The sequence below is a fragment of the Ideonella alba genome (genome assembly GCF_018069875.1).
GTDB classification, from domain to species: Bacteria; Pseudomonadota; Gammaproteobacteria; order Burkholderiales; family Burkholderiaceae_C; genus Ideonella; species Ideonella alba.
The window spans coordinates 43,136-65,324 of sequence record NZ_JAGQDF010000010.1 but is presented as its reverse complement, the minus strand read 5'-3'; the positions used below and the strand labels follow the sequence as shown (position 1 = coordinate 65,324).

The window sequence follows — 22,189 nt, the reverse complement described above, 5'->3', positions numbered from 1 at the left end:
CGGGCGATACTGGCGCCCATGGCGCTGACGATCTACCTGGCCGGCTTCGATGTCTTTCGCCCGGATGCGCTGGCCCAGGGCGAGCGGCTGAAGGCGCTGTGCGCAGCGCATGGCCACACCGGGCTGTACCCGCTGGACAACACCCTGCCCGAGGGGCTGCAGGGGCCCGCCGCAGCGCGCTGGATCTACGAGGCCAACTGCGCGCTGATCCGTCGCGCCGACCTGGTGCTGGCCAACCTGAACGACTTCCGCGGCCATGAACCCGACTCGGGCACCGCGTTCGAGGTGGGCTTTGCCGCGGCCCTGGGCACGCCGGTGCTGGGCTACCTGGACGACGACCGACCGCTGCGGGCGCAGCTGGGCGGCAGCCATGATGCGCAAGGCCTGCTGGTCGAGGATTTCGGGCTGCCGCGCAATCTGATGCTGGCCGGCGCGGCCAGGCTGGTGCGGGGCGACGCCGCCGCCGCGCTGCGCGCGCTGGATGCCAGGGCGCTCAAGGTGCCAGAGCGCGCAGCACCTGCGCCCTGAGCGCCTGGCAGTCCTGCAGGGTCAGGCGCTGGCTGGCGGTGAGCAGGCGCTGGCCATCACGCGTCTCAACGACCAGCCGGCACGGCCCGTAGGCCAGCTTGCCCCGGAAGCCATAGCGGACATCATCGATGTCGGCCGCACGCCAGATCACCGGCTCCCCCTCACGCGGGAACAGCCGCAGCTGGCCCGCCGAGGCCTCGATGCGCCAGAACCGGTCCAGGGTTTGTGCCTGGATCACCCACAGGCCGATCAGCAGCAGCAGCGCGCCCACCAGCGCCGACTCGCCAACCCCCCAGCGCGGCAGGCTTCGGCGACCCAGGGCCCACACCGCCAGCGACACCCCCACCGCCGCCACGGCCAGCACGCTGGCATGCAGCGTGAAATCGCTCCAGAGCGCCGCCGGCGTGCTGAAGTCGTGCTGCACCTTCAGCGGTAGAAGGCCTCCACCGCCCCCTTGAGCTTGATGCACAGCGGCCGGCCCTTGCGGTCCAGCGTCTTGCCGGCGGGCACCTTGATCCAGCCTTCGCTGAGGCAGTATTCCTCGACGTCGAAGCGGTCCTTGCCGTTGAAGCGGATGCCGATCTCGTGTTCGAACACCGCCGCCACATGGTGCGGGCTCTTGGGGTCGACGCTCAGGCGGTCGGGCAGCGCAGGCTTGGTGGTTTCGGTCATGGTGGGGATTCTAGGCAGGTCGGCGCGGCGGCTGCAGCGGCCGGCGGCGGATCGGCGTCGAGAAGACCAGCGAGGTGCGCGTCTCGCCCCAACGGCTGATCGCGGACACCAGCGTTTCCAGGTGGGCCAGGTCCACCGCCACCACCTGCACCAGGTAGGAATCGGCCCCAGTCACGTGGTGACACTCCAGCACTTCGGGCATCTCCTGAAGACAGGCCAGCAGCGGCTGTTTGCCGGGCTGCGGCGCCTGGATGGCCACCACGGCCTGCACACCGTAGCCGGCCCGCACCGGGTCGAGTTCGGCGTGCACGCCCCGCACCACGCCGGCGTCCTGCAAACGTCGCAGCCGCTCAGCGGTGGCGGCCACGCTCAGGCCGCAGGCTTCAGCCAGGACCTTCAGCGGTGCCCGGCCATCGCGCTGCAGCGCCTGCAGCAGGGCCCAGGAACGGGCATCGACATCGAAGGTCATGGTTTTCGGTACCAAGTGCTTCGGACCAGAAAATCATACGCCAATGCCGCCGCTAGACCAGACAAATCGACTGGTCATGACCGATTGACCCACTTAGCATCCTGATCATGATGACGGATGCACTGACTGATTCCCGTTTCCTGCAGGCCGTGCTGGTCGGACTGGGCATTGCCGCCCCGGTCGGCCCGATCGGCCTGCTGACGATCCGCCGCACGCTGGACGGCGGCATGGCCGCTGGACTGGCCACCGGTCTGGGCGCCGCCTGCGCCGACGCCGCCTATGGCGCGCTGGGCGCCTGGGGCGTGCAGGCGGCGATCACCTGGCTGGTGGGCGCGCGGGTGCCGCTGGCGCTGGGCGGCGGTGCGCTGCTGCTGTGGCTGGCCTGGCAGACCTGGCGCGCACCGCTGGCCACTGGCGCGGCCCCGCTGCCCTCGGGCGGCGACCTGTTGCGCCATTTCGGCGGCACCTTCGCGCTGACCCTGTCGAACCCGGCGACCATCCTGTCCTTCATCGCCGTCTTCGGCGCACTGGCGGGCGCCGGCGGCCCGCCGCTGTCGCCCACGCTGATGGTGCTGGGTGTGTGGCTGGGCTCCGCGCTGTGGTGGCTGGGCCTGAGCTGGGGCGTGAGCCGCCTGCGCCATGCGCTGGACGACGCCTGGCGACGCCGCATCAATGCCGCCTCGGCGCTGCTGCTGGCCGCCTTTGCGCTGTGGCAGTGGGCGCAGCTGGGCGCCTGAGCAGAGCCCCCGCCAGCAGCCGGGTCGCCGCACGACGCCGAGAATCGCCACATGCCCATTGCCCGCCCCACCCCGCCGCTCCTGTCCGCCGCATCCGTCTTGTCCGGTCTGGTCACGCTGGTGCTGGCCCTGGCCGGCGCCCCGGCCGCTGCGCAGCGGGTGCCCGCCTTCGATGCCGCGCAGCCGCCCGTCCCGCAGCAGGATGCCAAGGCGCAGCAGTTGCGTGAACAGCTGCGGCGCGTGCGCCTGCCCGCGGGTTTCCAGATCGAGCTCTACGCGCTGGTGCCCGGGGCGCGCCACCTGGCGGTGTCGCCGGCGGGCGACCGGGTCTTCGTCGGCACCCGCCGCGACACGGTCTGGGCCGTGACCGACCGCGACGGTGACCGCCAGGCCGACGAGGTGCGGGCCCTGGCGCCCGGCCAGGGCTTTGTGTCGCCCAACGGGGTGTGCCTGACGCCCGCTGGTGACCTGGTGGTGGCCGAGCGCAACCGGGTGCTGCGCCTGGTGGGAGCGTCGCGCGCGGGCACCGATGCCTCGCTGGAGCTGGTCACCGTGGTGCCCCAGGGAACGCTGGTGCCGCCGGAAGAGGCCCGGCCCAACCATGGCGACCGCACCTGCCGCGTGTCCGACGACGGCTGGCTCTACATCACCCTGGGCCAGCCCTACAACGTGCAGCCGCGCGAGAAGGTGGCGCTCTATGAGCGCCTGGGCATCGGCGGCCTGGTGCGCCTGCGCGTGGCCGACGGCAGCGCCCGCGAGGTGCTGGCACGCGGCGTGCGCGCCAGCGTGGGCATGGACCTGCAGCCCGGCACCGGCACCGTCTGGTTCACCGACAACCAGACCGACCACATGGGCGACGACATCCCGCCCGGCGAGCTCAACCGCATCACCCGCCCGGGCGGGGAGCACTTTGGCTACCCCTTCATCCACGGCCGCAACACCCCGGTGGCCGGCACCGCCGTGGCCCCGGACCTGAAGGACCTGCCGCCGCCCGCCGCCTGGACCCCGCCGCAGGCCGAGTTCCCCGCGCACCAGGCGCAGCTGGGCATGCACTTCTACCGCGGCAGGCAGTTCCCGGCCAGCTTCCGCGGCGGCATCTTCGTCGCCTCGCACGGCTCCTGGAACCGCAGCCAGGCCACCGGCGCGCTGCTGAACTTCGTGCCGCTGCAGCCCGACGGCCAGGCCGGCGCGCCCACCGTGTTCGCCGAGGGCTGGCTGGACCAGGGCCGCTACTGGGGCCGCCCGGTGGATGTGGCCGAGCTGCCGGATGGCTCCTTGCTGGTCTCGGACGACCACGCCGGCGCGCTCTACCGCATCCGCTACAGCGCGCCCTGATCGCTGCGGCATCCCTATCTTGCCGGGTGCCCGCCGGCCCGGGGTCCGACGAGACTGGTGGCCCCACCGCCCGAGAGGCCCATGTTCAATTCGGAAACCCTGGAAGTCGCCATCGGCATGGCCTTCCTGTTCCTCACGATGTCGCTGATCTGCACCGCGATCCAGGAATGGATCGAGGGCATCATGAAGTGGCGCGCGATGGACCTGGAGCGCGGCCTGCGCGTGCTGCTCAACGACGACGACGGCACGGTCGCCCAGCGCCTGTACGAGCACCCGCTGATCTACTCGCTGTTCCAGGGCCGCTACGACCCGAAGAAGCTCTGGCGCAGCCCCTTCACACCGGGCCTGGGGTCCAGGCACATGCGGCTGCATGCGCGGCGCCAGCTGCCCTCCTACATTCCCTCGGAGCGCTTTGCCGATGCGCTGATCGACCTGGTGGCGCGCGGCGACGGCAGCGCCGCCGCCAACGCCCCGCTGACACCCCAGGCGCTGCGTGAACGCGTGGCGCAGTACGACTCGCCGCACCTGCGGCGCGTGCTGCTGTGGGCGCTGGACCGCGGCAATGACGACCTGGCGGCGACGCGGCAGCACCTGGCCCAGTGGTTCGACGGCACCATGCAGCGGGCCAGCGGCTGGTACAAGCGCCGCACCCAGGCCGTGCTGTTCACGGTGGGTCTGCTGGCCGCGGTGGTGCTGAACATCGATGCGTTGCACGTGATGAACCGCCTGCTGGCCGACCGCGCGCTGCGCGAGGCGGCGGTGCAGCAGGCCAGCCTGGTGCAGGACGCCCAGGCCGGTCTGGCCGGTCAGGCGCCGGCCCAGCGGCTCGATGCGCTGCAGCACCGGCTGGGCGCGATCGGCCTGCCGATCGGCTGGCAGCCCGGCGGCAGCCTGCCCCAGCTGGCGCCGCAGGGCGGCCTGCAGAACGCCGATCCGCTGGCGCTGATGATGCTGGCCCTGGGCTGGCTGGTCAGCGCCTTCGCGGTGATGCTGGGCGCGCCGTTCTGGTTCGACCTGCTGGGCCGCTTCATGACGCTGCGGGCCTCGATGAAGCCGGCGCCGACCCCCGCCCCGCCCACCGCACCCACGCCGGACTGAAGCCGACTCAGTGCGCCAGCGGGCCGCCGGGCGGCAGGCCCGCCACGTCGCCGGCCCAGTCGCGCAGCTCTTCCAGCGTGACCAGTTCGGCCTGCGCTTCGGCAGCGCGCCGCTGGCGCGCCGGGATCGCCGTCACCACCTGCAGGGCCACCACATCCATCAGGTCCTGCATCACCGGCGGGCACAGCATGCCCAGGCGCTCGCGCTGGCGCTCGGCATAGCGGCTGGCCGCCAGGGCCCGCACCGGCTGGTTGGCGGCCATCAGCACACCGGAGAGCACGCTGGCGTTGTCGGCCAGCAGCCGCGCGAAGCCCTGGCGCAGCGCGATGTCGATGCCTTCGGCCACGCACACCGCCGACTGCTCGCGCTCGCCCAGGCGCAGGTACACATGGCCCAGCAGGGCCAGGGTGCGCGCCAGGCGGAAGTGGTTGGGTGCGCGCCGGGCCAGCAGCGCCGCCCGCTCCAGGTGCTCGGCCGCCAGCGACACCTGGCCCGCGCCCAGTTCCAGCTCGCCCAGCTGCTCGTGGATCTGCATCAGACCCCAGTCGTCCTCACCGAGGCTGCGTTCGCGGGCGGCGCGGCACAGCATCTGGGCCTCCTGCAGCGCGGCACGCGCCTCCTCGCTGCGGCCGGCCATCAGCAGCGCGCCGCCCTGCTGCTGCAGGGCCTGGCTCAGACCGCGCTCGTCGCCGGTTTCGCGCCACAGCGGCACGGCCTCGGCCAGCCCCTCGCAGGCCAGACCCAGCCGGCCATCGAGCACCCAGGCCTGGGCGCGCCAGCCCAGCGCCTGCGCGCGCTGCCAGGTGTCCGGACGCCCGTCCAGCAGCGCCAGGGCCTCGGTGGCGTCGGCCAGCACGGCCGCGGCGTCCTCCAATTCGGCATCCACCGCACACAGCGCCAGCAGCAGCTCAATGCGGGCCGAGACCTGGGCGGGCTCCACCGGCAGGGCCAGCAGGGGCCGCGCCAACTGTCGCGCCAGCGCATGCAGGCCCATGCGGCGCCAGGGCGTGGCGCACAGCGCGCACAGGCGCAGCGCCAGCAGCGGATCGGCCGCGCTGGCCCAGGCGATCACCCGCTGCACGCTGGCGTGCTGACGCCGCACCGCGTCGGGCTGCGCCAGGGCCGGACGGTCGGTCGCCTGGCGGTCCTTCAACTGGGTCAGCAGGTGGTGGCCATGGGCGCGCAGCACATCGTCGAGCCGACCCGAGCCCTGCAACAGGTCGCGCGCAAACAGGCGCACCGACTCGTGCAGCGTGTAGCGCGCCCGCGCCGCATCGGCGCCCAGCAGGCTGTCGCCGTCCACCTCGACCAGTCCGTGCTCGACCAGCGTGGCCATCGCGTCCACCAGCGACACCCGGTCCAGCGCCGGGTCGGCATGGGCCACGGCCCGCGCGTCGTCCAGACCGAAGGGGCCATCGAAGACGCTGACCACCCACAGCAGGCGCTGCTCGGCGGCCCGGAGCAAGGCGTGGCTGGACGCCAGCGCGGCATGCAGGCTCTGGTGGCGCTCGTCGTCATCGACCGCCGGTCGCACCCAGGTCAGGCGCTGGTCCAGCGAATCGCGCAGGTCCAGCAGACCCACCGAGGGCACGCGGCTGGCGGCCAGCACCAGGGCCAGGGGGTTGCCGTCGAGCCGGCGGCAGATCTCGGCCACGACCGGCGCGTTCACCGGGGTCAGCCGGAAGCGCGGGTCGGCCGAGCGCACGCGCATCTCGAACAGCTGGCAGGCGCTGCTGGCGCGCACCGCGCCCAGCGGCGTGTCAGGCGCCTCGGCCGGCAGCTCCAGCGGCGGCACGACCAGCACCTGCTCGCCGGCGCTGCGCAGGCTCTTGCGGGTGGTGGCCAGCACGCGCACGTGGGGCGCCACCCGCAGCAGACGATCGCAGAAGGCGGTGACCAGCGACAGCAGGTGTTCGCAGGCGTCCAGCACCAGCAGGCCCTCGCGGTCACCCAGGGCCGAGCCCACCCGCTCCAGCGACAGCGGACCGCTGATGTCGAGCTGCAGCACCGACCGGATCGCGCTGGCCAGTTGCAGACCATCACGCAGCGGGGCCAGGTGGATCCACCACACCGGCCGGCCGGCATCGCCCGCGGCGGCCCGCGCCGCAGCCAGCGCCAGGCCGCTCTTGCCGACCCCCGGCGGGCCCAGCAGCGTGACGCGCTGGTGCTGCAGCAGGCGCGCCGAGACCTCGGCCAGACAGCGGTCACGCCCCACCAGCGGCCAGGGCGACTCCGGCAGGTCGTCCTTCGGGGCAACCGACAGGGCCTCGGCGGCGAGTTCGGCCGCGTCCTCCTGCGCCCGGGTGCTGAGCACCAGCTGGTAGCCGCGGCCGCGGTGATGGACGATGGCGTCGGCGCCCAGCACCCGGCGCAGCAGCGTCAGCTGCACGCGCAGGTTGTTGTCGCCCACCGACTTGTCCTCCCACACCTGACGGCGCAGCTCCTCGGCGCTGAGGACCCGCCCGTCGGCGTCGATCAGCGCGCTGAGCAGCTCGAAGGCGCGCACCCCCACCGTCAGCGGCTGCCCCTGCCGATACACGCGGCGCGCACGGCGGTCGATCACCAGCTCCTCGCCCGAGACCACGCGCGTGGCGGTCGACAGGTGCGGGCTGACGGGGACAGGTGGGTTCATGGGCCGGGCGGGGTCTGCGCAGCCACCCACCGTGGGTGGCCGTGATGCTGGTACAGACGTCGCCGGACCCGCCTGTGCGACACAGGTGCGGGAAAACACCGAGTCCACGGCAGGCTGGGTCCGCCGCGGCCCGGTGCTCGGCGGCGCTTCAGATCAGCGCGCCGAACAGCGAGGCCCGCCCCCCGGTCACCTCCGTCGTGGCCGCGCCCTGCGACGCCAGGATCGCGGCCAGGGCCGCCCGCGCGCCTGCCGGGTCGCGCGTGTCCGAGGCCCGCTCGAGGTAGCGCTGCACCTGGTCCAGCGGGTGCCCCGGCGGCACGGACGGCGGCCGGCGCCGCTGCGCCTCGGCCAGCGCCTCGGCGGCACCGGCCGCCCCCAGCTGCTGCAGCACCCAGGCGTGGTCCAGGGCAGTCGACCAGGCCTCGACCGTGGGGCCGGCCATCCCGGGCCCGGCCGCCACCAGCCGCGCCAGCAGCTGGCGCGCCGCCGGCAGGTCGCCCCGCCAGCGCGCCAGCTGGGCCGACAGCCTGTCCACCCGGGCACGCACCGGCCGATCCCAGCCGTCACGCACCCCAGGCTCCTGCCGCAGTGCATCGACCAGCGAGCCGGCCAGCTCGCCCAGGTCCAGGGCCAGGGCGCCGCGGGCCAGCGCCAGGCGGATCTCCACGCGCTGCTGCCCCAGCCACTCCTGCTCCGTCTGCAGTTGCTGCATCAGGGCGCGGGCCTGGGCGTCGTACGCGGCCGGCGCCACGGCATGCGTCAGGCCCTGCAGTTGCAGGCGCTGGGCCTGCAGCGCCATCTGGGCGACCGGGTGCACCACGCCGGCCGCCCGGGCGTAGGCCAGGTCCTCGTCGCGCTGGCGCAGGGCCTCGGGCCAGCGGCCGGTCTCCAGCAGGAAGCGCCCCAGCTCGTGGCGCAGCGAGAGGTTCAGGCCGCTGCCCGGCTTCATCAGCGCATCGATGCGCGGCAGCAGGCTGCGCAGCCGGGGTTCGATGTCGCCGTAGTCGCCCGCCCGGATCTGCAGCGCCAGCAGGTTGCGCTGGTAGGTCAGCACCTCGCGCTGCCAGTTCGGCTCGGTGCGGCCCCAGTAGACCTCGGTGCGCTTGAGCGTGTTGATCGCCTCGCGCAGATGGCCCTGGGCGCTCTGGACGATGCTCAGGTGGTTCAGGTAGCTGGCGCGCATGCGCTCGGCCTCGGGGCCCTGCATCGGCTCGATGATCTGCCAGGCCTGCGCCAGGGCCTGGGCGGCCTCGTCGGCGCGGCCCAGGCGGGCATAGGCGGCGTCCAGCAGCATCAGGCCGTTGAGCAGCTCGTCGCTGTCGGCGCCGAACACCCGCCGCAGGCGTGGGATCGCCGGGGCGATGCTCTCGACGATCAGGTCGGGCTGGCCCTGCAGGATCCAGCTGCGGGACTGGTCGAGCCGGGCCTTCAGCGTGGGCGCGGACTCCTCCCCGTGGATCTGCACGCTCAGCGCCACCAGCTCGCGCGCCAGCGGCTGCGCGATGTCGTGGCGGTTGAGCTGCTGGTTGGTCGCCACCAGCACCTGCAGCACGCGCAGCCGGGTCTCGGGCGAATCGCCGAAGCGCTGCAGCACGTCTTCGCGCGCCTTGCGCAGCAGCTGCAAGACGGTGGGCCACTCGCCGCCATGGCGATCGGGGCTGGCCGAGGCCAGCAGCTCCTGCAGGTAGGCCGTGACCTCGTCCGACTGCCGCGCGGCCTCCTTGGCCCGCTGCCATTGCCACAGGCTGGTGCCCAGACCGATCGCCAGCGAGCAGGTGACGATCGCCGTGCTGCCCGCCAGCAGCGCATGGCGGCGCAGCCACAGCAGGCTGTCATGGCGTCAGTCGCGGCGCTGGGCGCGCACCGGCCGGCGGGCCGACCAGTGGTCCAGGTCCTCGATGAAGGCGCTGACGTTGCGGTAGCGCTGTGCCGGGTCCTTGTGCAGTGCCTTGGCGATCACCGCCTCCAGGTCGCCGCGGGCGCGCCCGGCGTCCTCGGCCGGGCCGGGTCCCCCCGGCGTCGGGGTGGCGCTCAGCAGGCGGTGGGGCTCGGTGTCCATCACCGCGCGCTCCAGGCTCGCCCGGCTGTCGCCCGCGGCGCCGAAGGGCAGTGCGCCGCTGACCAGCTCATAGAGCATCACGCCCAGCGAGAAGACATCCGCAGCGGTACCCACCGGCTGGCCGGCCAGTTGTTCCGGCGCGGCGTACCCCACGGTCAGGCCGCGGCCGGTCAGGCGCGTCAGGTCGTCGGCCGCGGCGTCGTCGTCCAACAGGCCAGCGACGCCGAAATCCAGCAGTTTGGGCTGGCCCTCGGCGGTGACCAGCACATTGGACGGCTTGAGGTCGCGGTGGATCACCAGCTGCGCATGGGCCGCCTCCACCGCCTGGGCCACGCTGCGCAGCAGCGCCACCCGCTGGTCCAGCAGCGGCGCATGCAGCCGGGCATGTTCGGACAGCGGCCGGCCGCGCACCAGCTCCAGCACGAGGTAGGCCTGGCCCTGGGCCACACCGGCATCCAGCAGCCGGGCGATGGCGGGGTGGTTCAGGCGTGCGAGCACCGCCCGCTCGCGCGCGAATCGGGCCGAGAAGCGCTCGGCCGGCAGATCGGCCCGCAGCAGCTTGATCGCCGCCTCGCCCTGGAACAGGCCGTCGGCCCGGTTGGCGCGCCAGACCTGGCCCATGCCGCCCTCGCCGATCTTCTCGGCCAGCACCCAGGCACCCAGCGGCAGGCCCCGCAGGTCACTGGTGGCGCGCTCGTCGGCGCCCGGCACCAGTGCCGGACCCAGCCATTGGTCGAAGGCGGTCACCAGCGCCTGCGCCGCATCGGGTTGCGCCTCGGCCCGCTCGGCCTGGGCCAGCATCCGCCGCAGCGCGGTAGCCAGCGCCGGCTGCTGGGCACATACCCGCTCCAGCCAGGTCGCGCGCTCGGCCGGGGCCAGATCCAGCGCCTCGTCCAGCAGCGCCGAGAGCTGCTCCCACTGCGTGCGGTCGATCATCGGGTGGACAGCGGCCGGCGCATCAGCCCAGCAGTTCGCGCAGCAGCGCCCGCGCCTTGATCAGGTCGCGGTTGACGGTGCGGGTGGCCACGCCGCGCAGCGTCGCCACCTCGGCGATCGTCAGGCCGGCGAAGACATGGATCTCGAGCAGCTCGTACAGCGCGGCGTCGATCTCGCGCATGCGGCTCAGCGCCCGGTCGCAGGCGATCAGGTCCTCGGCAGAGCTGAGGTTGGCCGGCATGCCGGCCGCCTCGGAGAGCGTGACCATGATCTGCTCGCCGCCGCGCTTGTCGCGACCCAGGCTGCGCAGGTGGTCGATGACCACCGAGCGCAGCACCTGGCCCACATAGGCGAAGAACTGCCCGCGCGTGCGCCCGTGCAGGCGCGAGGCATCGGCCAGGCGCAGGAACCCCTCGTGCACCAGGGCCGTGGTGTTCAGGCCCGGCGCGCCGTGCACCTGGGCCAGGCGAGCGCGCGCCACCCGCTTGATCTCGGGGTACAGCACGACGAAGAGCTGCTGCAGCGCCTGGGCATCGCCGCCGGAGGAACGCTCCAGCAGCTCGCCGACAGCCGGCAAGGTGTCAGAGGGGTCGGTCATGGCAGGCCAGCGCGCAGTCCCGCCGACCCCTGCGGGGCCCGCGGTCTGGCGCACGTCGTTCTCCCAACATCAACGGCGGCTGTCGCCTGTGACAGCCGCTGATGCGCCGAAATGTAACTCCCAGCGGTAACGGATGTGGGCGCGCCCCTAATTTGCAGCGCCGGCGGAGGTCATGGCGCCGGTTCGCGCCGCTCCAGCGCCTGCAGCAGGCCGATGCGCAGCCGGTGCACATCGATCGGCTTGGTCCAGTAGTCCTGGAAACCGCTGGCGCGGGCCAGCGCCACGTCGTCGGGCATGGCGTCGGCCGACACCGCCACCGCCGGCACACCGGCCAGACCCGGCAGGTCGCGCAGGCGGCCCAGCAGCGTGCGGCCGTCCATGTCGCCCAGGTGCATGTCCAGCAGCAGCAGATCGGGCGGCCACTGCGCGGCACAGGCCAGCGCCTCCTCGCCGCTGGCCGCCAAGCGCAGCTCCACCCCGTCCAGGGGTGCCAGCACCTGTTCCATCAGCAAGGCGTTGACCGGGTTGTCCTCGGCATACAGCACGCGCCGCCGCGGTCCGGGCGGTCGGGCGCCTGGCATGCCTTCCTCCCGCGGCACCGCGGCTGGCCGCGCCGCGGCGGTGGGCAGCGTGACGCTGAACGTGGAGCCCTGGCCGGGCTGGCTGGTCACCTCCAGCCGGCCGCCCATGGCCTCCACCAGCTGGCGGCTGATCACCAGGCCCAGGCCAGAGCCCTCGGTGGCGGTGCGCTCGGCCCCCAGGCGGTTGAAGGGCTGGAACAGCTGGCGCAGCTGCGCGGCGCTCATGCCGGGCCCGCTGTCCTGCACGTCAATGCGCACCTGAGCATCGGCGTGGCGGACCACGACGGCCACCTGCCCCTGGCGGCTGTTGTACTTGACGGCGTTGGACAGCAGGTTGGTCAGGACCTGCTGCAAGCGCGTGGCATCGGCCTGGACCGCCACGGTGAACGGACACTGCAGTGTCATGCTCAGGCCGGCCCCGGTGGCCATCGGCTCGATCGCCGCCAGCGCCTGCTGCAACAGCGGCAGCAGGCGGACGGGCTGCATCAGCAGGCGCAGCTCGCCGGCCTCGATGCGCGCAATGTCGAGCAGCTCGTTGATCAGCGCCAGCAGCTGCATCGCGCTGGCATTGACGACGCCCAGACGGCGGCGCTGCTCGGGACCCAGGGGCTCGCGCGCATCCTCGGCCATCAGCTGCGAGAAGCCCAGGATGCCGTTGAGCGGCGTGCGCAGCTCATGGCTGGTACGTGCCATGAATTCGCTCTTGGCCGCGCTGGCGCGCTGAGCCGCCTCGCGCAGCTGCGCCGACTGCTCGATCTCGTGCTGCCGGGTAACGTCGGCGATCGTGCCATACCAGGTCCAGCGGTCGTCGCCCATGGGCTGCGGCGTGGCCAGGATGTCATGGATGGCCCAGTCGCTGGCGCCCTGGGCGCGCACCCGGAAGTGCCCTCCCCACACCCCCCCGGCGCGCACCGAGTCCTCGCGCGCCCGCAACAGCCCTGGCAGGTCATCCGGATGCACATGCGACCACAGCGCCTGCTCAGGCACCATCGAGGCCTGCTCGACAGGCCCGTACAGGCGCTCCACGCCGGCGCTGAGGTAGGTGAACACGCCGCGGCCCAGGGCATCGCGCTCGTACTCGAACAGCAGGACCGGTGCCGCATCCGCGGCACGTTGGGCGCGCTGGAGCTGGCGCTCCAGGCGCTGACGCTCGCGCATCGGCGACATCACCAGACGGACCGTCCGCGCATCGACCGCGCCCCCCAGCGAGGCACAGGCCAGCACCGGCAGGGTCATGTCGCCCGACTGCAGTGACAGGCTCAGCTCCTGCAGCTGACCGTGCAGGTGCAGCGTGGGCAGCACATGGGTGTGGTACAGCACCCGACCGGCCCGGGTCAGCCAGTCGTCGATGCGCGAGCCTCTGAGCAGCCCGACAGGCTGGCCCAGCCACTGGGCCAGGCAGGCATTCGCCTCGATCAGTTCGCCGGCCGCGGACACCAGCGCGACGCCCACCGGCAGGTCGTCCCAGGACGACCGCGACTCAGGCATGCAGCACCCCGCGCAGCAGCCGCACCACCTCCTCGGGATGGCTCACGTGCGGGCAATGCCCCGAGATCGGCAACTCGACCAGCGAGCTGCCCGGCATCCGGGCGTGCATCCAGCGTCCCACGGCCACCGGCGCCAGGCTGTCATCGGCGCATTGCACGATCAGGGCCGGCACCGTCAGCCTCGGCAGCAGGGCGCGGACATCCACCGAGAAGGCCAGGCGTGCGAACTGGCGGGCGATGCGGGGCTCCAGCGAACACAGCGCGCGCTCGAAATCACGCGTCAGCGACACCGGATTGGACTGCCCCATGGCCATCGGCGCCAGGAACTGGGCCCAGCCGAAATGGTTGGACTCCATCAGCTGGAACAGCTCGTCCAGATCGCGCTGCTCGAAGCCGCCGACATAGTCGGGCGGATCGTTGAGGAAGCGCGGCGACGGGGCCAGCAGCACCAGTCGCTCGAAACGCTGTGGCGCGGCCAGCGCCGCCAGCAGCAGGATGACGCTACCCACTGAATGACCGACCCCGGTCACACGGTCCTGACCGGCCTCATCCAGCAGGGCGAGCAGATCGTCGGCGTGGCCCTGCAGGCTGCCGTGCCGGGCGGGATCCCAGGTGGATACCGAATCGCCGCAGCCGGCCAGGTCATATGCCAGCACGCGCGACAGGGTTTCGATCCGCGGCACCACGGCGCGCCAGATGTGTCGGTCGCAGCCAAACCCGTGGACCAGCACGGTGGCGGCCGATCCGGACCCGGACAGCACCGCATGGTGTGCCAACAGGCGGGACTCGGTCATGGTGGTTGTCTCGGAAGCAGCAGGTGCCACGGACAGGACAGCATAGCCCATCTCCCCGGGACCTCCTTATTTCATGTCAAGCCCCATGCCAGAGGTCGCCGGCCACCCGGCGGCTGGCATACTCGTCCGACACCCTCGCGGTCTTCGCAGGAGAACTGCCATGCGCTCGCCTCCGGCTGACCGGCCCCCGCCGCCCGTCGAGCCCCCGCCTTCGGCCCCCGTGGCGGACGCCCATTTCACCGGCCTGTACCAGGACCTGCGCCGGCTGGCGCGGGCGCGGCTGCGCCGCAGCGAGGGGGTCACGCTGCTCGACACCACTTCGCTGGTGCACGAATCCTGGCTGCGCCTGCGCAGACTGGACGCGGCCGATCTGCCCGGCGGCGAAGGGCAGTTCCTGGCCTACGCCTCGCGCGTGATGCGCCTGGTCGTGATCGACTTCGTGCGCCAGCGGCGCGCCGAGCGGCGTGGCGGCGACCAGTTGCACGTCACGCTCAGCACCGAGGTGGCCGATGCGGTGGCGGTGTCCGACGAGCAGGTGCTGGGCATCCACGAGGCGCTGGAAGCCTTGGCCCAGGTCGACCCGCGCCTGGTGCGCATCGTCGAGATGCGCTGCTTCGGCGGCCTGGATGAGCAGACCATCGCCCAGTCGCTGGGCGTCACCGACCGCACGGTGCGGCGCGACTGGCAGAAGGCGCGCCTGCTGCTGAAGGCGCAACTGCTCTCCTGAGGCGGCCCATGGCCCTGAGCGCCGATGACCTGCAGCGCCTGTCGGGCTGGCTGGACGAACTGCTGGAGCTGCCGGCGGGCGATGCGCGCCAGGCCCGGCTCCAGGCGATCGGCGCCAGCGATCCCGCGCTGCGCGACCGGCTGGCGGCGCTGCTGGCCCAGGCCGACGACGGCACCACCGAGGGGCTCGATGCATTGCCTGAACTGGTCCGATCGATCGGTGAGGCGCAGGCCACGGCCAGCGGCCAGCGCATCGGTCCCTATGAGCTGCTGCGCTGCCTGGGTGAAGGGGGCATGGGCAGTGTCTGGCTGGCCCGGCGGGTGGAGGGCGAGCCGCGCCGCGAGGTGGCGCTGAAGCTGCCGCGCCTGGCTGGCGCGCCGGGCGCTTTCGCCTGGCGCTTCGAACGCGAGCGCGACATCCTGGCGCAGCTGGAACACCCGCTGATCGCCCGGCTCTACGAGGCCGGCACGGCCGCCCTCCCCGACGGCGGTGAGCAACCCTGGCTGGCGATGGAGCCGGTGGACGGTCAGCCGCTGGGCAGCTACTGCGACGCCGCGCGCATGGACCTGCGCAGCCGGGTGCTGCTGTTCCTGCAGGTGCTGCAGGCCGTGCAGTTCGCCCATGGGCGCCTGGTGGTGCACCGCGACCTCAAGCCCGGCAACATTCTGGTCACCGCCGACGGTCAGGTCCGGCTGCTCGACTTCGGCGTCGCCAAGCTGCTGGAGGGTCCGGCTGGCGGCCATCCGGTGACCGAGATGGCCGCGGCGCCGATGACACCGATGTACGCCTCGCCCGAGCAGGTCGCCGGGCGGCCGGTGGGCATCGCCTCGGACATCTACTCGCTGGGCGTGGTGCTCTACGAACTGCTCACCGGCTGCCGGCCCTACCGCCTCTCCCGCGACACCCGCGGCGCGCTGGAACAGGCCATCCTGGACGCCGACCTGACGCGGCCGAGCCGCACCTCGCCCGATGCACAAGCGGCGCAGCGGCGCGCCACCCAGCCGGCCCAACTGCGCCGCCAGTTGCGCGGTGACCTGGACACCATCCTGCTGCAGGCCCTGCGGCAGGCACCTGAACAGCGCTATGCCACCGCCCAGGCGATGGAGGACGACCTGCGCCGCTGGCTGGCCCACCAGCCGGTGCGCGCCCACCCCGACAGCTGGCACTACCGGCTGCGCAAGTTCGGCCGCCGCCACGCGCTGCCGCTCGGGGCCGCCACCCTGGCCTCGCTGGGGCTGGTGGCGGGTCTGCTGATGGCCCTGGACCAGGCGCGCCGTGCCGAGCGCGAGGCGCGCCGGACCCTGGCGGTGCAGAACTTCCTGATCGGCCTGGTGCGCGAGGTCGGCCCGGGCCGCGCCCAGGGTCGGCCGCTGACGGTGGGCGACCTGCTGGATCGCGGCGAGCAGCGCCTGGATGGCGACCTCGGCACCGAGCCTGGCCTGCGTGGCGCCATCAGCGACGCGCTGCTCGAGATCCGCCTGGAAATGGGTGACGGCAAGCGCAGCCTGCCGATGGCCGAGAAACGCCTGGCGCTGGCGCTGGCGCAGGACGGCGACGGCAGCTTGCCCCACGGCGATGCGCTGCTGGTGCTGGGGCGCGCCCAGGTGCTGCATGGCCGCTTCGAGCCCGCGCTGGTGACGCTGGCGCGCGCGCGGCAGATCTTCCAGGCCCACCCGGGCCAGCGCGACGACGCCCTGCTCAGCCTGGACAACCGCGTCGCCGGGGCCTTGAATTCGCTGCTGCGCCATGGCGAGGCGATCGCCCTGCTGCGCAGCCTGATTCCTCGCCTGCAGGCGCGCTGGCCGCAGACCCACTGGGAAGAGGTGCAGGCCCGCTCGATGCTGGCCACCGCCCTGGCGGCCGACGGCCAGCGCGATGAAGCACTGCGCATCGTCGCCGCCCTGGAGCCCGTGCTGGCACGCGGCTGGCCCGAGCAGGGCTTCGGGCTGGCGGCGATGCAGGCCAACCTGGGCTATGTGCTGTGGCGCCAGCGGGCCTTCGAGCCAGCCGCCGTCGCGCTGCAGGGCGCGATCACCGAGATGGACCGGCTGCTGGGCCCGGTCAACAGCCCGGCGGTGGACGCTGGCCGCACCCTGGGCATGGTCCATCTGGACGCCGGCCGCTACGCCCGCGCCAGTGAGGTGCTGGAGGCCAATCTGGCGCGCTCCCGCGCGATGCATGGCGCGGACGACGCCGAACTGGCGCTGAACCTCAGCTTCACGGTGCTGACCCGTCTGCGCCTGATGCGCCTGGACGACGCCGAGGCGGCCGCACGCGACTCGGTGCGCATCGCCCAGGCCCACCCGGGCCTGTCGGCGTCGGAGCTGCGTGGCCTGCGCCGGCGCCTGGGGCAGGTGCTGGTGCAGCGCGGCCAGGCGGCAGAGGCCCTGGCCGTGCTGGACGCCGTGGCCGCCGAGGAGCGCCAGGCCCAGCAGCTCAAGGACGTGCGGCACGCCAGCACCCTGCTCTGGCGGGCCGGCGCGCTGGCGCAGCTGGGCCGCCACCGCGAGGCCGCCGACACCGCCCGGGCCGCCGCCACCATCCAGGCCGACCAGCCCGCCTCGCCCGCCGCCCGCATCGCACTGGCCAAGGCCCGGCTGACCGAGGTGCTGTGCCTGCTGCCCTCGCCGCTGGCCGCCGACCGCGCAGCGACCACCGCGCTGCTGTCGGCCGCCGAGGCCGCCCTGGCCGCCGAATGGCCCGCCGGGCACCCGGACCGCGCGCTGGCCGGCGCGGTGCGCGCGCACTGGCTGCGTGCACAGGGACATGCCCGCGCGGCCGCCGCGGCGCTGAGTCGCAGCCAGGCCGACTACCTGGCCGCCAGCGGCGCACCGATGCCCGACCGGCTGCTGGTGGTGTTCTGAGCCGCGCCGGGGCCCCCCACGGCAGGGCCGCACGCCGCTGCCCCCCTACGCCTGGGGGGCTGGTCGCTGTCCGGTGTCGGCGGCCGCTCACGAATTGAAGGGTAGGCCGGTCGTCAGCGCACCGGTCAACGACACCCACCCCTTCTTCGGAGTTGCATCCCATGAACCGTTCGCTCGCTCCCCTGGCCCGCCGCCCCGGCGCCTCACTGATCCTGTGTGCCGTGCTGGCCGCCCTGGCAGGTGCCGCCCAGGCCAAGCGTCCTTCGCTGCAGCCGGCGCTGCAGGGCGAGATCGAGACCGAGGGCGATGTCGACGCCCTGGGCGACGTCGGCATCGAGGCGCTCGACCCGACCGCCAGCACCGACGACCACTCGGTGAACACCCCCACCAGCTGGTGGACCTACACCAACCAAACCGCCGCCCAGGTCAGCAGCCTGCTGTCGTCCAAGGGCGCCCGGCTGGTGGGCCTGGACATCTACGGCATCGTCAGCGGCGCGCCGCGCTTCACGGTGCGCATGGTGCGCAACAGCGGCGCCTATGCGGTCCCGGGCTGGTGGTGGTACTACGGCCTGACCGCGGCCGACATTGCCACCCAGCTCAGCGCCAACAACGCCCGGCTGATCGAGCTCAAGCCCTACGACGCGGGCGGCGGCGTGATCCGCTATGCCGCGATCATGGTGTCCAACACCTCCACCGCGGCGCGCGCCTGGAGCTACCTGGTCGGCGTCAGCTCGGCACAGATCAGCACCCACCTGACCAACAGCGGGCATCGCCTGATCGACCTCGACACCTATGTGGAAGGCGGCGTCAAGAAGTACAGCGCGGTGCTGGTGGCCAACACCGGCACCGACGCCCGGTCCTGGCAGTGGTGGCTCAACCAGAGCCCGGCCAACGTGGCCGCCAAGGTGGCGTCCTTCAGCGGCCGCATCGTCAAGCTCGACCGCAACAGCGACGGCACCTACAACTTCATCCAGGTGAAGAACACCGGCTCGAACAACAGCGCCTGGTGGTACCAGTACGGCTTCACCAGCCTGACCGACCTGAACAACTACGCGCTGCAGGTGGCTTCGCGGCCGGTGGACCTGCGCACCTATGTCGACGGCAACGGCGTTCGTCGCTATGACGCCGCCTTCATCGACAACGCCAACAACAGCACCCGCCGCATGCGCAGCGTGTTCGGCGCGAACTTCCTGGACGCCAATGGCAACCCCACCCGCGGCATCTTCGAGGGCTACCTGAAGCTGGTGGGCGGCGCCGTCAAGGTGGACCTCAACAGCGCCCGCCGCGCCGAGACCGCCAGCTCGCTGAAGGCGTTGCACCTGCTGACCAGCATGCAGCGTGTGCAGGCCGGCACCGACACCCTGGCCTCGGCCTTCAACTACTACGAGTACGACGTGTCCAAGGGCAAGGACGCCTGCCCGGACCCGGCCAAGGAGATCCCGGCCAACCTGCGCACCAACTACAACTTCGAGACCGGTCTGGACGAGATGATGCGCATCTCCGACAACCGCACGACCCGCGGCACGGTGCTGCGCTACGGCGGCTTCTCGGCCTTCAACACCGTGGCCGGCAATGCGGGTCTGTCGGGCACCACGCTGCGCCACAACATCGGCTGCGCCTACGCCAACCCGGCCACCGGCAAGTACTCGACCAGCCTGCGCAACGACACCACCGCGGCCGACCTGGCCCGCATCTACGAGGGGGTGTGGAGCAGCACCCTGCTCACCAACACCAACAGCGCACGCGACGAGTTCCTGGAGTCGGCCAACCCGGGCATGGGCGCCAGCGCGCGGATCCAGGCGATCATCGACCAGGAGGCCGCGGCCCTGGGCAAGTCGGCGGTGGCCGCGTCGTTCGGCGGTGTGGTGCGCACCTGGAGCAAGGGCGGCAGCTACGGCACCTGCCTGCCGGATGGCAACGGCAACTGCGGTCAGCGGGTCATCATCCGCTCGGGCGCGGGCCTGATGCGCCTGCCGATCAAGGTGGGCGGTCAGCTGGACTACCGCACCTACAGCTACGGTCACCTGATCTCGGACACGCCGGTGCCCTGCTTCGAGGACTACGACACCCCGGGCACCAACTGCCAGGCCGATGTGGACTACACCAACGCCCACGGCAACGCCTCGGCCGAGCTGTTCCGCGACGAGATCCGCTCGGCGCTGCAGACCTGGTGATCCGCGGCCAGCGGCTGTGAAACAGGGGCCGGGAGAGGCATCTCCCGGCCCCTGTGGCCTGCCACCGTAGACTGCGCGCATGCGCGACCTGTTCCTGCTGGACCCCGACATCGTCTTCCTGAACCACGGCTCCTTCGGCGCCTGCCCGCGCGAGGTGCTGGCCGCCCTGTCCCGATGGCAGCACGAGCAGGAACGCAACCCGGTCGAGTTTCTGGGCCGACGCTCAGGGGGCCTGCTGGCTGCCGCGCGCGAGGCCCTGGGCCAGGCGATCGGCGCACGCGGCGAGGACCTGGTCTTCATGCCCAACTCCACCACCGGGGTCAATGTCGTGGCCCGCTCCTTTGCGCTGCAGCCGGGTGACGAGGTGCTGGCCACCGACCTGGAATACGGCGCCTGCGACGCCACCTGGCAACGGGTGTGTGCGCAGCGGGGCGCGCACTACCGGCGGGTCGAGATCCCGCTGCCCTACCGGCCCGCGCAGGTGGTCGAGCGGCTGCTGGCTGCCGTCGGCCCGCGCACCCGGCTGATCTACCTGAGCCACATCACCTCGACCACCGCCCTGACCCTGCCGGTGGCCGAGGTCTGCGCAGCCGCCCGGCAGCGCGGCCTGCCGGTGCTGGTGGATGGCGCCCATGCGCCGGGGCAGATCCCGCTGGACCTGGCGGCCATCGGCGCCGACTTCTACGTGGGCAACTGCCACAAGTGGCAGTGCGCCCCCAAGGGCTCGGCCTTCCTGCACGCGCAGCCGGCCTGGCAGGCCATGCTGGACGCGCCGGTGACCAGTTGGGGCTATGCCGAGGACACCCTCAGCCACGCCGGTCTGGACACCTGGCTGGGCCGCACGCCGCTGGAGCGGCGCATGCAGTGGCAGGGCACGCGCGACATCACGCCCTGGCTGACCGTGCCCGACGCGCTGCGTTTCCAGGACGCACACGACTGGCCGGCGGTGCGCCAGCGCAGCCATGCCCTGGTGGCCCAGGCGATGGACGCGCTGTGCCGGCGCCATGGTGGGGAGCCCATTGCCGATGAGCGCGACTGGGCGCAGATGGCCGCCATTCCGGTGCCGGCGCAGGACCCCGAGGCCTTGCGCCAGCGCCTGTTTGACGAGAGCCGGATCGAGGTGCCGGTCACCACGCACGCCGGCCAGGTGTTTGTGCGCGTCTCGGCCCAGGCCTACACCACCGAGCAGGACATCCAGCGCCTGCTGGACGCGCCGGCCCTGCGCTGAGCGGCTGCCGGGCGCTCAGTCCTCGTTGGCGACGTGGCAGGGCCAGTGCGCCTCGATCCAGCGCGTCAGCTCTGCGGCCGGGTCGTGGAATTCCTCGCCGGCAAAGATGTCGATCCTGACGCGCTGGGGCTGCAGGTCCACCACCATCACGACCGGGTAGCTGAAGCGCTCCTGCATGGACGGCGTGCGCGTGGCCAGGAATTCGGTCAGGTCGTCGTCGTCACCGAAGACCAGCAGCGCCTGGGGGCGGTCCGGGTCGCGCCAGGCGCCGGTCAGCGTTGACAGCACGAAGTCGGCGATCGCCTCGGTGTCGAACGGCGCACGGTCGGGCACCAGGGTGAAGGCGTCCCGTTCCAGCAGGGCGTACAGGTCAAGAGGCATGGGGCGAGTCTAGCCCCACACCACCAACAGGTTGTTGGCGGGCATCTCCACCCGCTCCCGTCGCTGCAGGCCCACCTGCGCCGCCAGCGCATCCAGCGCGTCCAGCCGGCGCACCCCCTGGTGAGGGGCCTGGGCACGCAACTGCGCGTCAAAACGCAGGTTGCTCGGCGCCGTCGGGCGATCCGCCTCGATGAAGGGCCCGTAGACCAGCAGGCGGCCCGCGGGCGCCAGCACGCGCGGCAGGGCCGCGAACCAGGCACCCACGGTGGTCCAGGGCATGATGTGCAGCGTGTTGGCACTGAACACGACGTCGTGCACCGCCCCGCCGGCCTGCTCGGGCCAGTCTGGATGGTCCATGTCCAGGGCCAGCGGCGGCGGCGTGTTGGGCAGCGCGGCCTCGTCCAGCCAGCACCGCAGACCAGCGAGTTGTGCCGGCCGCTCACTGGTCTGCCACACCAGATGCGGCAGTGCGGGTGCGCAGTGCACCGCATGCTGGCCGGTGCCGCTGCCGATCTCAAGCAGGCGCCGAACACCTGCCAGTCGGGGGCGCAACGCGGCCAGGATCGGCTCCCGGTTTCGCTCGGCGGACGGGGCAAAGGGCTTGGCAGGCGGCGAGGCGTTCATCGGCAACAGCATGCCATGGCCGGAAGCAGAATGTCGGCAAGCTGCCCACAGCGGCCTACGGCCGCTGTGGGCAGAGCCCTATTCCGTTGAGCTCCCCCCAGCCCCCCTCCAAGAAGGGGGCTCCAGCATGAGCTTCGGGCCGGCCTGCCGGCCGGCGTGGCGCTGGCACGCTTGGCGCACCACCTTTTGTGGTTCTGACTGGAGCCACCCTCTCGGAGGGGGGCTGGGGGGAGCCCAACGTTCGGGGCCTTGGCCCACAGCGGCC

Annotated in this window: 19 protein-coding genes; 8 read left to right on the top strand and 11 right to left on the bottom strand. The window is 72.6% G+C overall.

Annotated features, from left to right (window positions below; genetic code table 11):
• Positions 1 to 18: 18 nt before the first annotated feature.
• Positions 19 to 528 (top strand): nucleoside 2-deoxyribosyltransferase, encoded by a 510-nt coding sequence (locus KAK07_RS16775; protein ID WP_247661133.1) that lies wholly within the window; start codon positions 19 to 21, stop codon positions 526 to 528.
• Here KAK07_RS16775 and KAK07_RS16770 read toward each other — a convergent pair.
• Genes KAK07_RS16770 through KAK07_RS16760 form a run of 3 tightly spaced genes read right to left on the bottom strand, consistent with a single transcriptional unit; the run spans position 494 to position 1,669 of the window.
• Positions 494 to 952, bottom strand: coding sequence for a hypothetical protein (locus KAK07_RS16770; RefSeq protein WP_210854394.1), 459 nt, complete (start codon positions 950 to 952; stop codon positions 494 to 496). The genes KAK07_RS16775 and KAK07_RS16770 overlap by 35 nt on opposite strands.
• 2 nt (positions 953 to 954) lie before the next feature.
• Positions 955 to 1,200, bottom strand: a complete 246-nt coding sequence (locus KAK07_RS16765; RefSeq protein ID WP_210854395.1) for a DUF3297 family protein — start codon at positions 1,198 to 1,200, stop codon at positions 955 to 957.
• 10 nt (positions 1,201 to 1,210) lie between these two features.
• Complete coding sequence (locus KAK07_RS16760) at positions 1,211 to 1,669, bottom strand: Lrp/AsnC family transcriptional regulator (protein WP_210854396.1); 459 nt, start codon at positions 1,667 to 1,669, stop codon at positions 1,211 to 1,213.
• 107 nt (positions 1,670 to 1,776) lie between these two features.
• Here KAK07_RS16760 and KAK07_RS16755 point away from each other — a divergent pair, with 107 nt between their 5' ends.
• The 3 genes from KAK07_RS16755 to KAK07_RS16745 all read left to right on the top strand — a co-directional run bounded on the left by KAK07_RS16755 (position 1,777) and on the right by KAK07_RS16745 (position 4,839).
• The gene (locus tag KAK07_RS16755; RefSeq protein WP_247661134.1) at positions 1,777 to 2,406 is read left to right on the top strand and encodes a LysE family translocator; all 630 of its coding nucleotides are present in this window, start codon (positions 1,777 to 1,779) and stop codon (positions 2,404 to 2,406) included.
• A 51-nt stretch (positions 2,407 to 2,457) separates the two neighbouring features.
• Entirely contained in the window at positions 2,458 to 3,741 is a 1,284-nt protein-coding gene (locus KAK07_RS16750) for a PQQ-dependent sugar dehydrogenase (protein ID WP_210862018.1), read from the top strand.
• 81 nt (positions 3,742 to 3,822) lie between these two features.
• Positions 3,823 to 4,839 carry a hypothetical protein gene (locus KAK07_RS16745; protein WP_210854398.1) on the top strand — a complete coding sequence of 339 codons (1,017 nt, stop codon included), beginning with the start codon at positions 3,823 to 3,825 and terminating at the stop codon, positions 4,837 to 4,839.
• A 7-nt stretch (positions 4,840 to 4,846) separates the two neighbouring features.
• On the opposite strand, the gene KAK07_RS16740 is transcribed toward KAK07_RS16745, so the two are convergent.
• From KAK07_RS16740 to KAK07_RS16715, 6 genes are all read right to left on the bottom strand, one after another.
• The gene (locus KAK07_RS16740) at positions 4,847 to 7,471 is read right to left on the bottom strand and encodes an ATP-binding protein (RefSeq protein ID WP_210862016.1); all 2,625 of its coding nucleotides are present in this window, start codon (positions 7,469 to 7,471) and stop codon (positions 4,847 to 4,849) included.
• A gap of 148 nt (positions 7,472 to 7,619) precedes the next feature.
• Complete coding sequence (locus KAK07_RS16735; protein ID WP_210862014.1) at positions 7,620 to 9,095, bottom strand: hypothetical protein; 1,476 nt, start codon at positions 9,093 to 9,095, stop codon at positions 7,620 to 7,622.
• A gap of 216 nt (positions 9,096 to 9,311) precedes the next feature.
• On the bottom strand, positions 9,312 to 10,466 hold the full coding sequence (locus KAK07_RS16730; protein WP_210862012.1) for a serine/threonine-protein kinase: 1,155 nt from the start codon (positions 10,464 to 10,466) through the stop codon (positions 9,312 to 9,314).
• 22 nt (positions 10,467 to 10,488) lie between these two features.
• Positions 10,489 to 11,064: an ECF-type sigma factor gene (locus KAK07_RS16725; RefSeq protein WP_210854401.1), complete on the bottom strand. Its 576-nt coding sequence runs from the start codon at positions 11,062 to 11,064 to the stop codon at positions 10,489 to 10,491.
• A 170-nt stretch (positions 11,065 to 11,234) separates the two neighbouring features.
• Positions 11,235 to 13,133, bottom strand: coding sequence for a PAS domain-containing hybrid sensor histidine kinase/response regulator family protein (locus KAK07_RS16720; protein ID WP_210862010.1), 1,899 nt, complete (start codon positions 13,131 to 13,133; stop codon positions 11,235 to 11,237).
• Positions 13,126 to 13,926 (bottom strand): alpha/beta fold hydrolase, encoded by an 801-nt coding sequence (locus KAK07_RS16715; RefSeq protein ID WP_210854403.1) that lies wholly within the window; start codon positions 13,924 to 13,926, stop codon positions 13,126 to 13,128. Before KAK07_RS16715 ends, KAK07_RS16720 begins: the two co-directional genes overlap by 8 nt.
• Positions 13,927 to 14,086: 160 nt before the next feature.
• On the opposite strand from KAK07_RS16715, the gene KAK07_RS16710 reads away from it, so the two are divergent.
• The 4 genes from KAK07_RS16710 to KAK07_RS16695 all read left to right on the top strand — a co-directional run bounded on the left by KAK07_RS16710 (position 14,087) and on the right by KAK07_RS16695 (position 20,919).
• Positions 14,087 to 14,653: an ECF-type sigma factor gene (locus KAK07_RS16710; protein ID WP_210854404.1), complete on the top strand. Its 567-nt coding sequence runs from the start codon at positions 14,087 to 14,089 to the stop codon at positions 14,651 to 14,653.
• A gap of 8 nt (positions 14,654 to 14,661) precedes the next feature.
• Positions 14,662 to 17,517 (top strand): serine/threonine-protein kinase, encoded by a 2,856-nt coding sequence (locus KAK07_RS16705; RefSeq protein WP_210862008.1) that lies wholly within the window; start codon positions 14,662 to 14,664, stop codon positions 17,515 to 17,517.
• Positions 17,518 to 17,678: 161 nt separating this feature from the next.
• Positions 17,679 to 19,691, top strand: a complete 2,013-nt coding sequence (locus tag KAK07_RS16700; protein ID WP_210862005.1) for a serine hydrolase — start codon at positions 17,679 to 17,681, stop codon at positions 19,689 to 19,691.
• A 79-nt stretch (positions 19,692 to 19,770) separates the two neighbouring features.
• Positions 19,771 to 20,919, top strand: a complete 1,149-nt coding sequence (locus KAK07_RS16695; protein ID WP_210854407.1) for an aminotransferase class V-fold PLP-dependent enzyme — start codon at positions 19,771 to 19,773, stop codon at positions 20,917 to 20,919.
• Between the two features lie 15 nt (positions 20,920 to 20,934).
• Here KAK07_RS16695 and KAK07_RS16690 read toward each other — a convergent pair whose 3' ends face one another.
• Both KAK07_RS16690 and KAK07_RS16685 read right to left on the bottom strand, forming a co-directional pair.
• On the bottom strand, positions 20,935 to 21,300 hold the full coding sequence (locus KAK07_RS16690; RefSeq protein ID WP_210862003.1) for a hypothetical protein: 366 nt from the start codon (positions 21,298 to 21,300) through the stop codon (positions 20,935 to 20,937).
• Positions 21,301 to 21,309: 9 nt separating this feature from the next.
• Complete coding sequence (locus KAK07_RS16685) at positions 21,310 to 21,924, bottom strand: DUF938 domain-containing protein (protein WP_210862001.1); 615 nt, start codon at positions 21,922 to 21,924, stop codon at positions 21,310 to 21,312.
• Positions 21,925 to 22,189 lie beyond the last annotated feature (265 nt).

What these genes read in the sequence shown, in the direction of transcription:
- KAK07_RS16775 (WP_247661133.1), top strand. Translation starts at nt 19, where the DNA reads ATGGCGCTGACGATCTACCTGGCCGGCTTCGATGTCTTTCGCCCGGAT.
- KAK07_RS16765 (WP_210854395.1), bottom strand. Translation starts at nt 1,200, where the DNA reads ATGACCGAAACCACCAAGCCTGCGCTGCCCGACCGCCTGAGCGTCGAC.
- KAK07_RS16760 (WP_210854396.1), bottom strand. Translation starts at nt 1,669, where the DNA reads ATGACCTTCGATGTCGATGCCCGTTCCTGGGCCCTGCTGCAGGCGCTG.
- KAK07_RS16755 (WP_247661134.1), top strand. Translation starts at nt 1,777, where the DNA reads ATGATGACGGATGCACTGACTGATTCCCGTTTCCTGCAGGCCGTGCTG.
- KAK07_RS16750 (WP_210862018.1), top strand. Translation starts at nt 2,458, where the DNA reads ATGCCCATTGCCCGCCCCACCCCGCCGCTCCTGTCCGCCGCATCCGTC.
- KAK07_RS16745 (WP_210854398.1), top strand. Translation starts at nt 3,823, where the DNA reads ATGTTCAATTCGGAAACCCTGGAAGTCGCCATCGGCATGGCCTTCCTG.
- KAK07_RS16740 (WP_210862016.1), bottom strand. Translation starts at nt 7,471, where the DNA reads ATGAACCCACCTGTCCCCGTCAGCCCGCACCTGTCGACCGCCACGCGC.
- KAK07_RS16730 (WP_210862012.1), bottom strand. Translation starts at nt 10,466, where the DNA reads ATGATCGACCGCACGCAGTGGGAGCAGCTCTCGGCGCTGCTGGACGAG.
- KAK07_RS16725 (WP_210854401.1), bottom strand. Translation starts at nt 11,064, where the DNA reads ATGACCGACCCCTCTGACACCTTGCCGGCTGTCGGCGAGCTGCTGGAG.
- KAK07_RS16720 (WP_210862010.1), bottom strand. Translation starts at nt 13,133, where the DNA reads ATGCCTGAGTCGCGGTCGTCCTGGGACGACCTGCCGGTGGGCGTCGCG.
- KAK07_RS16715 (WP_210854403.1), bottom strand. Translation starts at nt 13,926, where the DNA reads ATGACCGAGTCCCGCCTGTTGGCACACCATGCGGTGCTGTCCGGGTCC.
- KAK07_RS16710 (WP_210854404.1), top strand. Translation starts at nt 14,087, where the DNA reads ATGCGCTCGCCTCCGGCTGACCGGCCCCCGCCGCCCGTCGAGCCCCCG.
- KAK07_RS16705 (WP_210862008.1), top strand. Translation starts at nt 14,662, where the DNA reads ATGGCCCTGAGCGCCGATGACCTGCAGCGCCTGTCGGGCTGGCTGGAC.
- KAK07_RS16700 (WP_210862005.1), top strand. Translation starts at nt 17,679, where the DNA reads ATGAACCGTTCGCTCGCTCCCCTGGCCCGCCGCCCCGGCGCCTCACTG.
- KAK07_RS16695 (WP_210854407.1), top strand. Translation starts at nt 19,771, where the DNA reads ATGCGCGACCTGTTCCTGCTGGACCCCGACATCGTCTTCCTGAACCAC.
- KAK07_RS16690 (WP_210862003.1), bottom strand. Translation starts at nt 21,300, where the DNA reads ATGCCTCTTGACCTGTACGCCCTGCTGGAACGGGACGCCTTCACCCTG.
- KAK07_RS16685 (WP_210862001.1), bottom strand. Translation starts at nt 21,924, where the DNA reads ATGAACGCCTCGCCGCCTGCCAAGCCCTTTGCCCCGTCCGCCGAGCGA.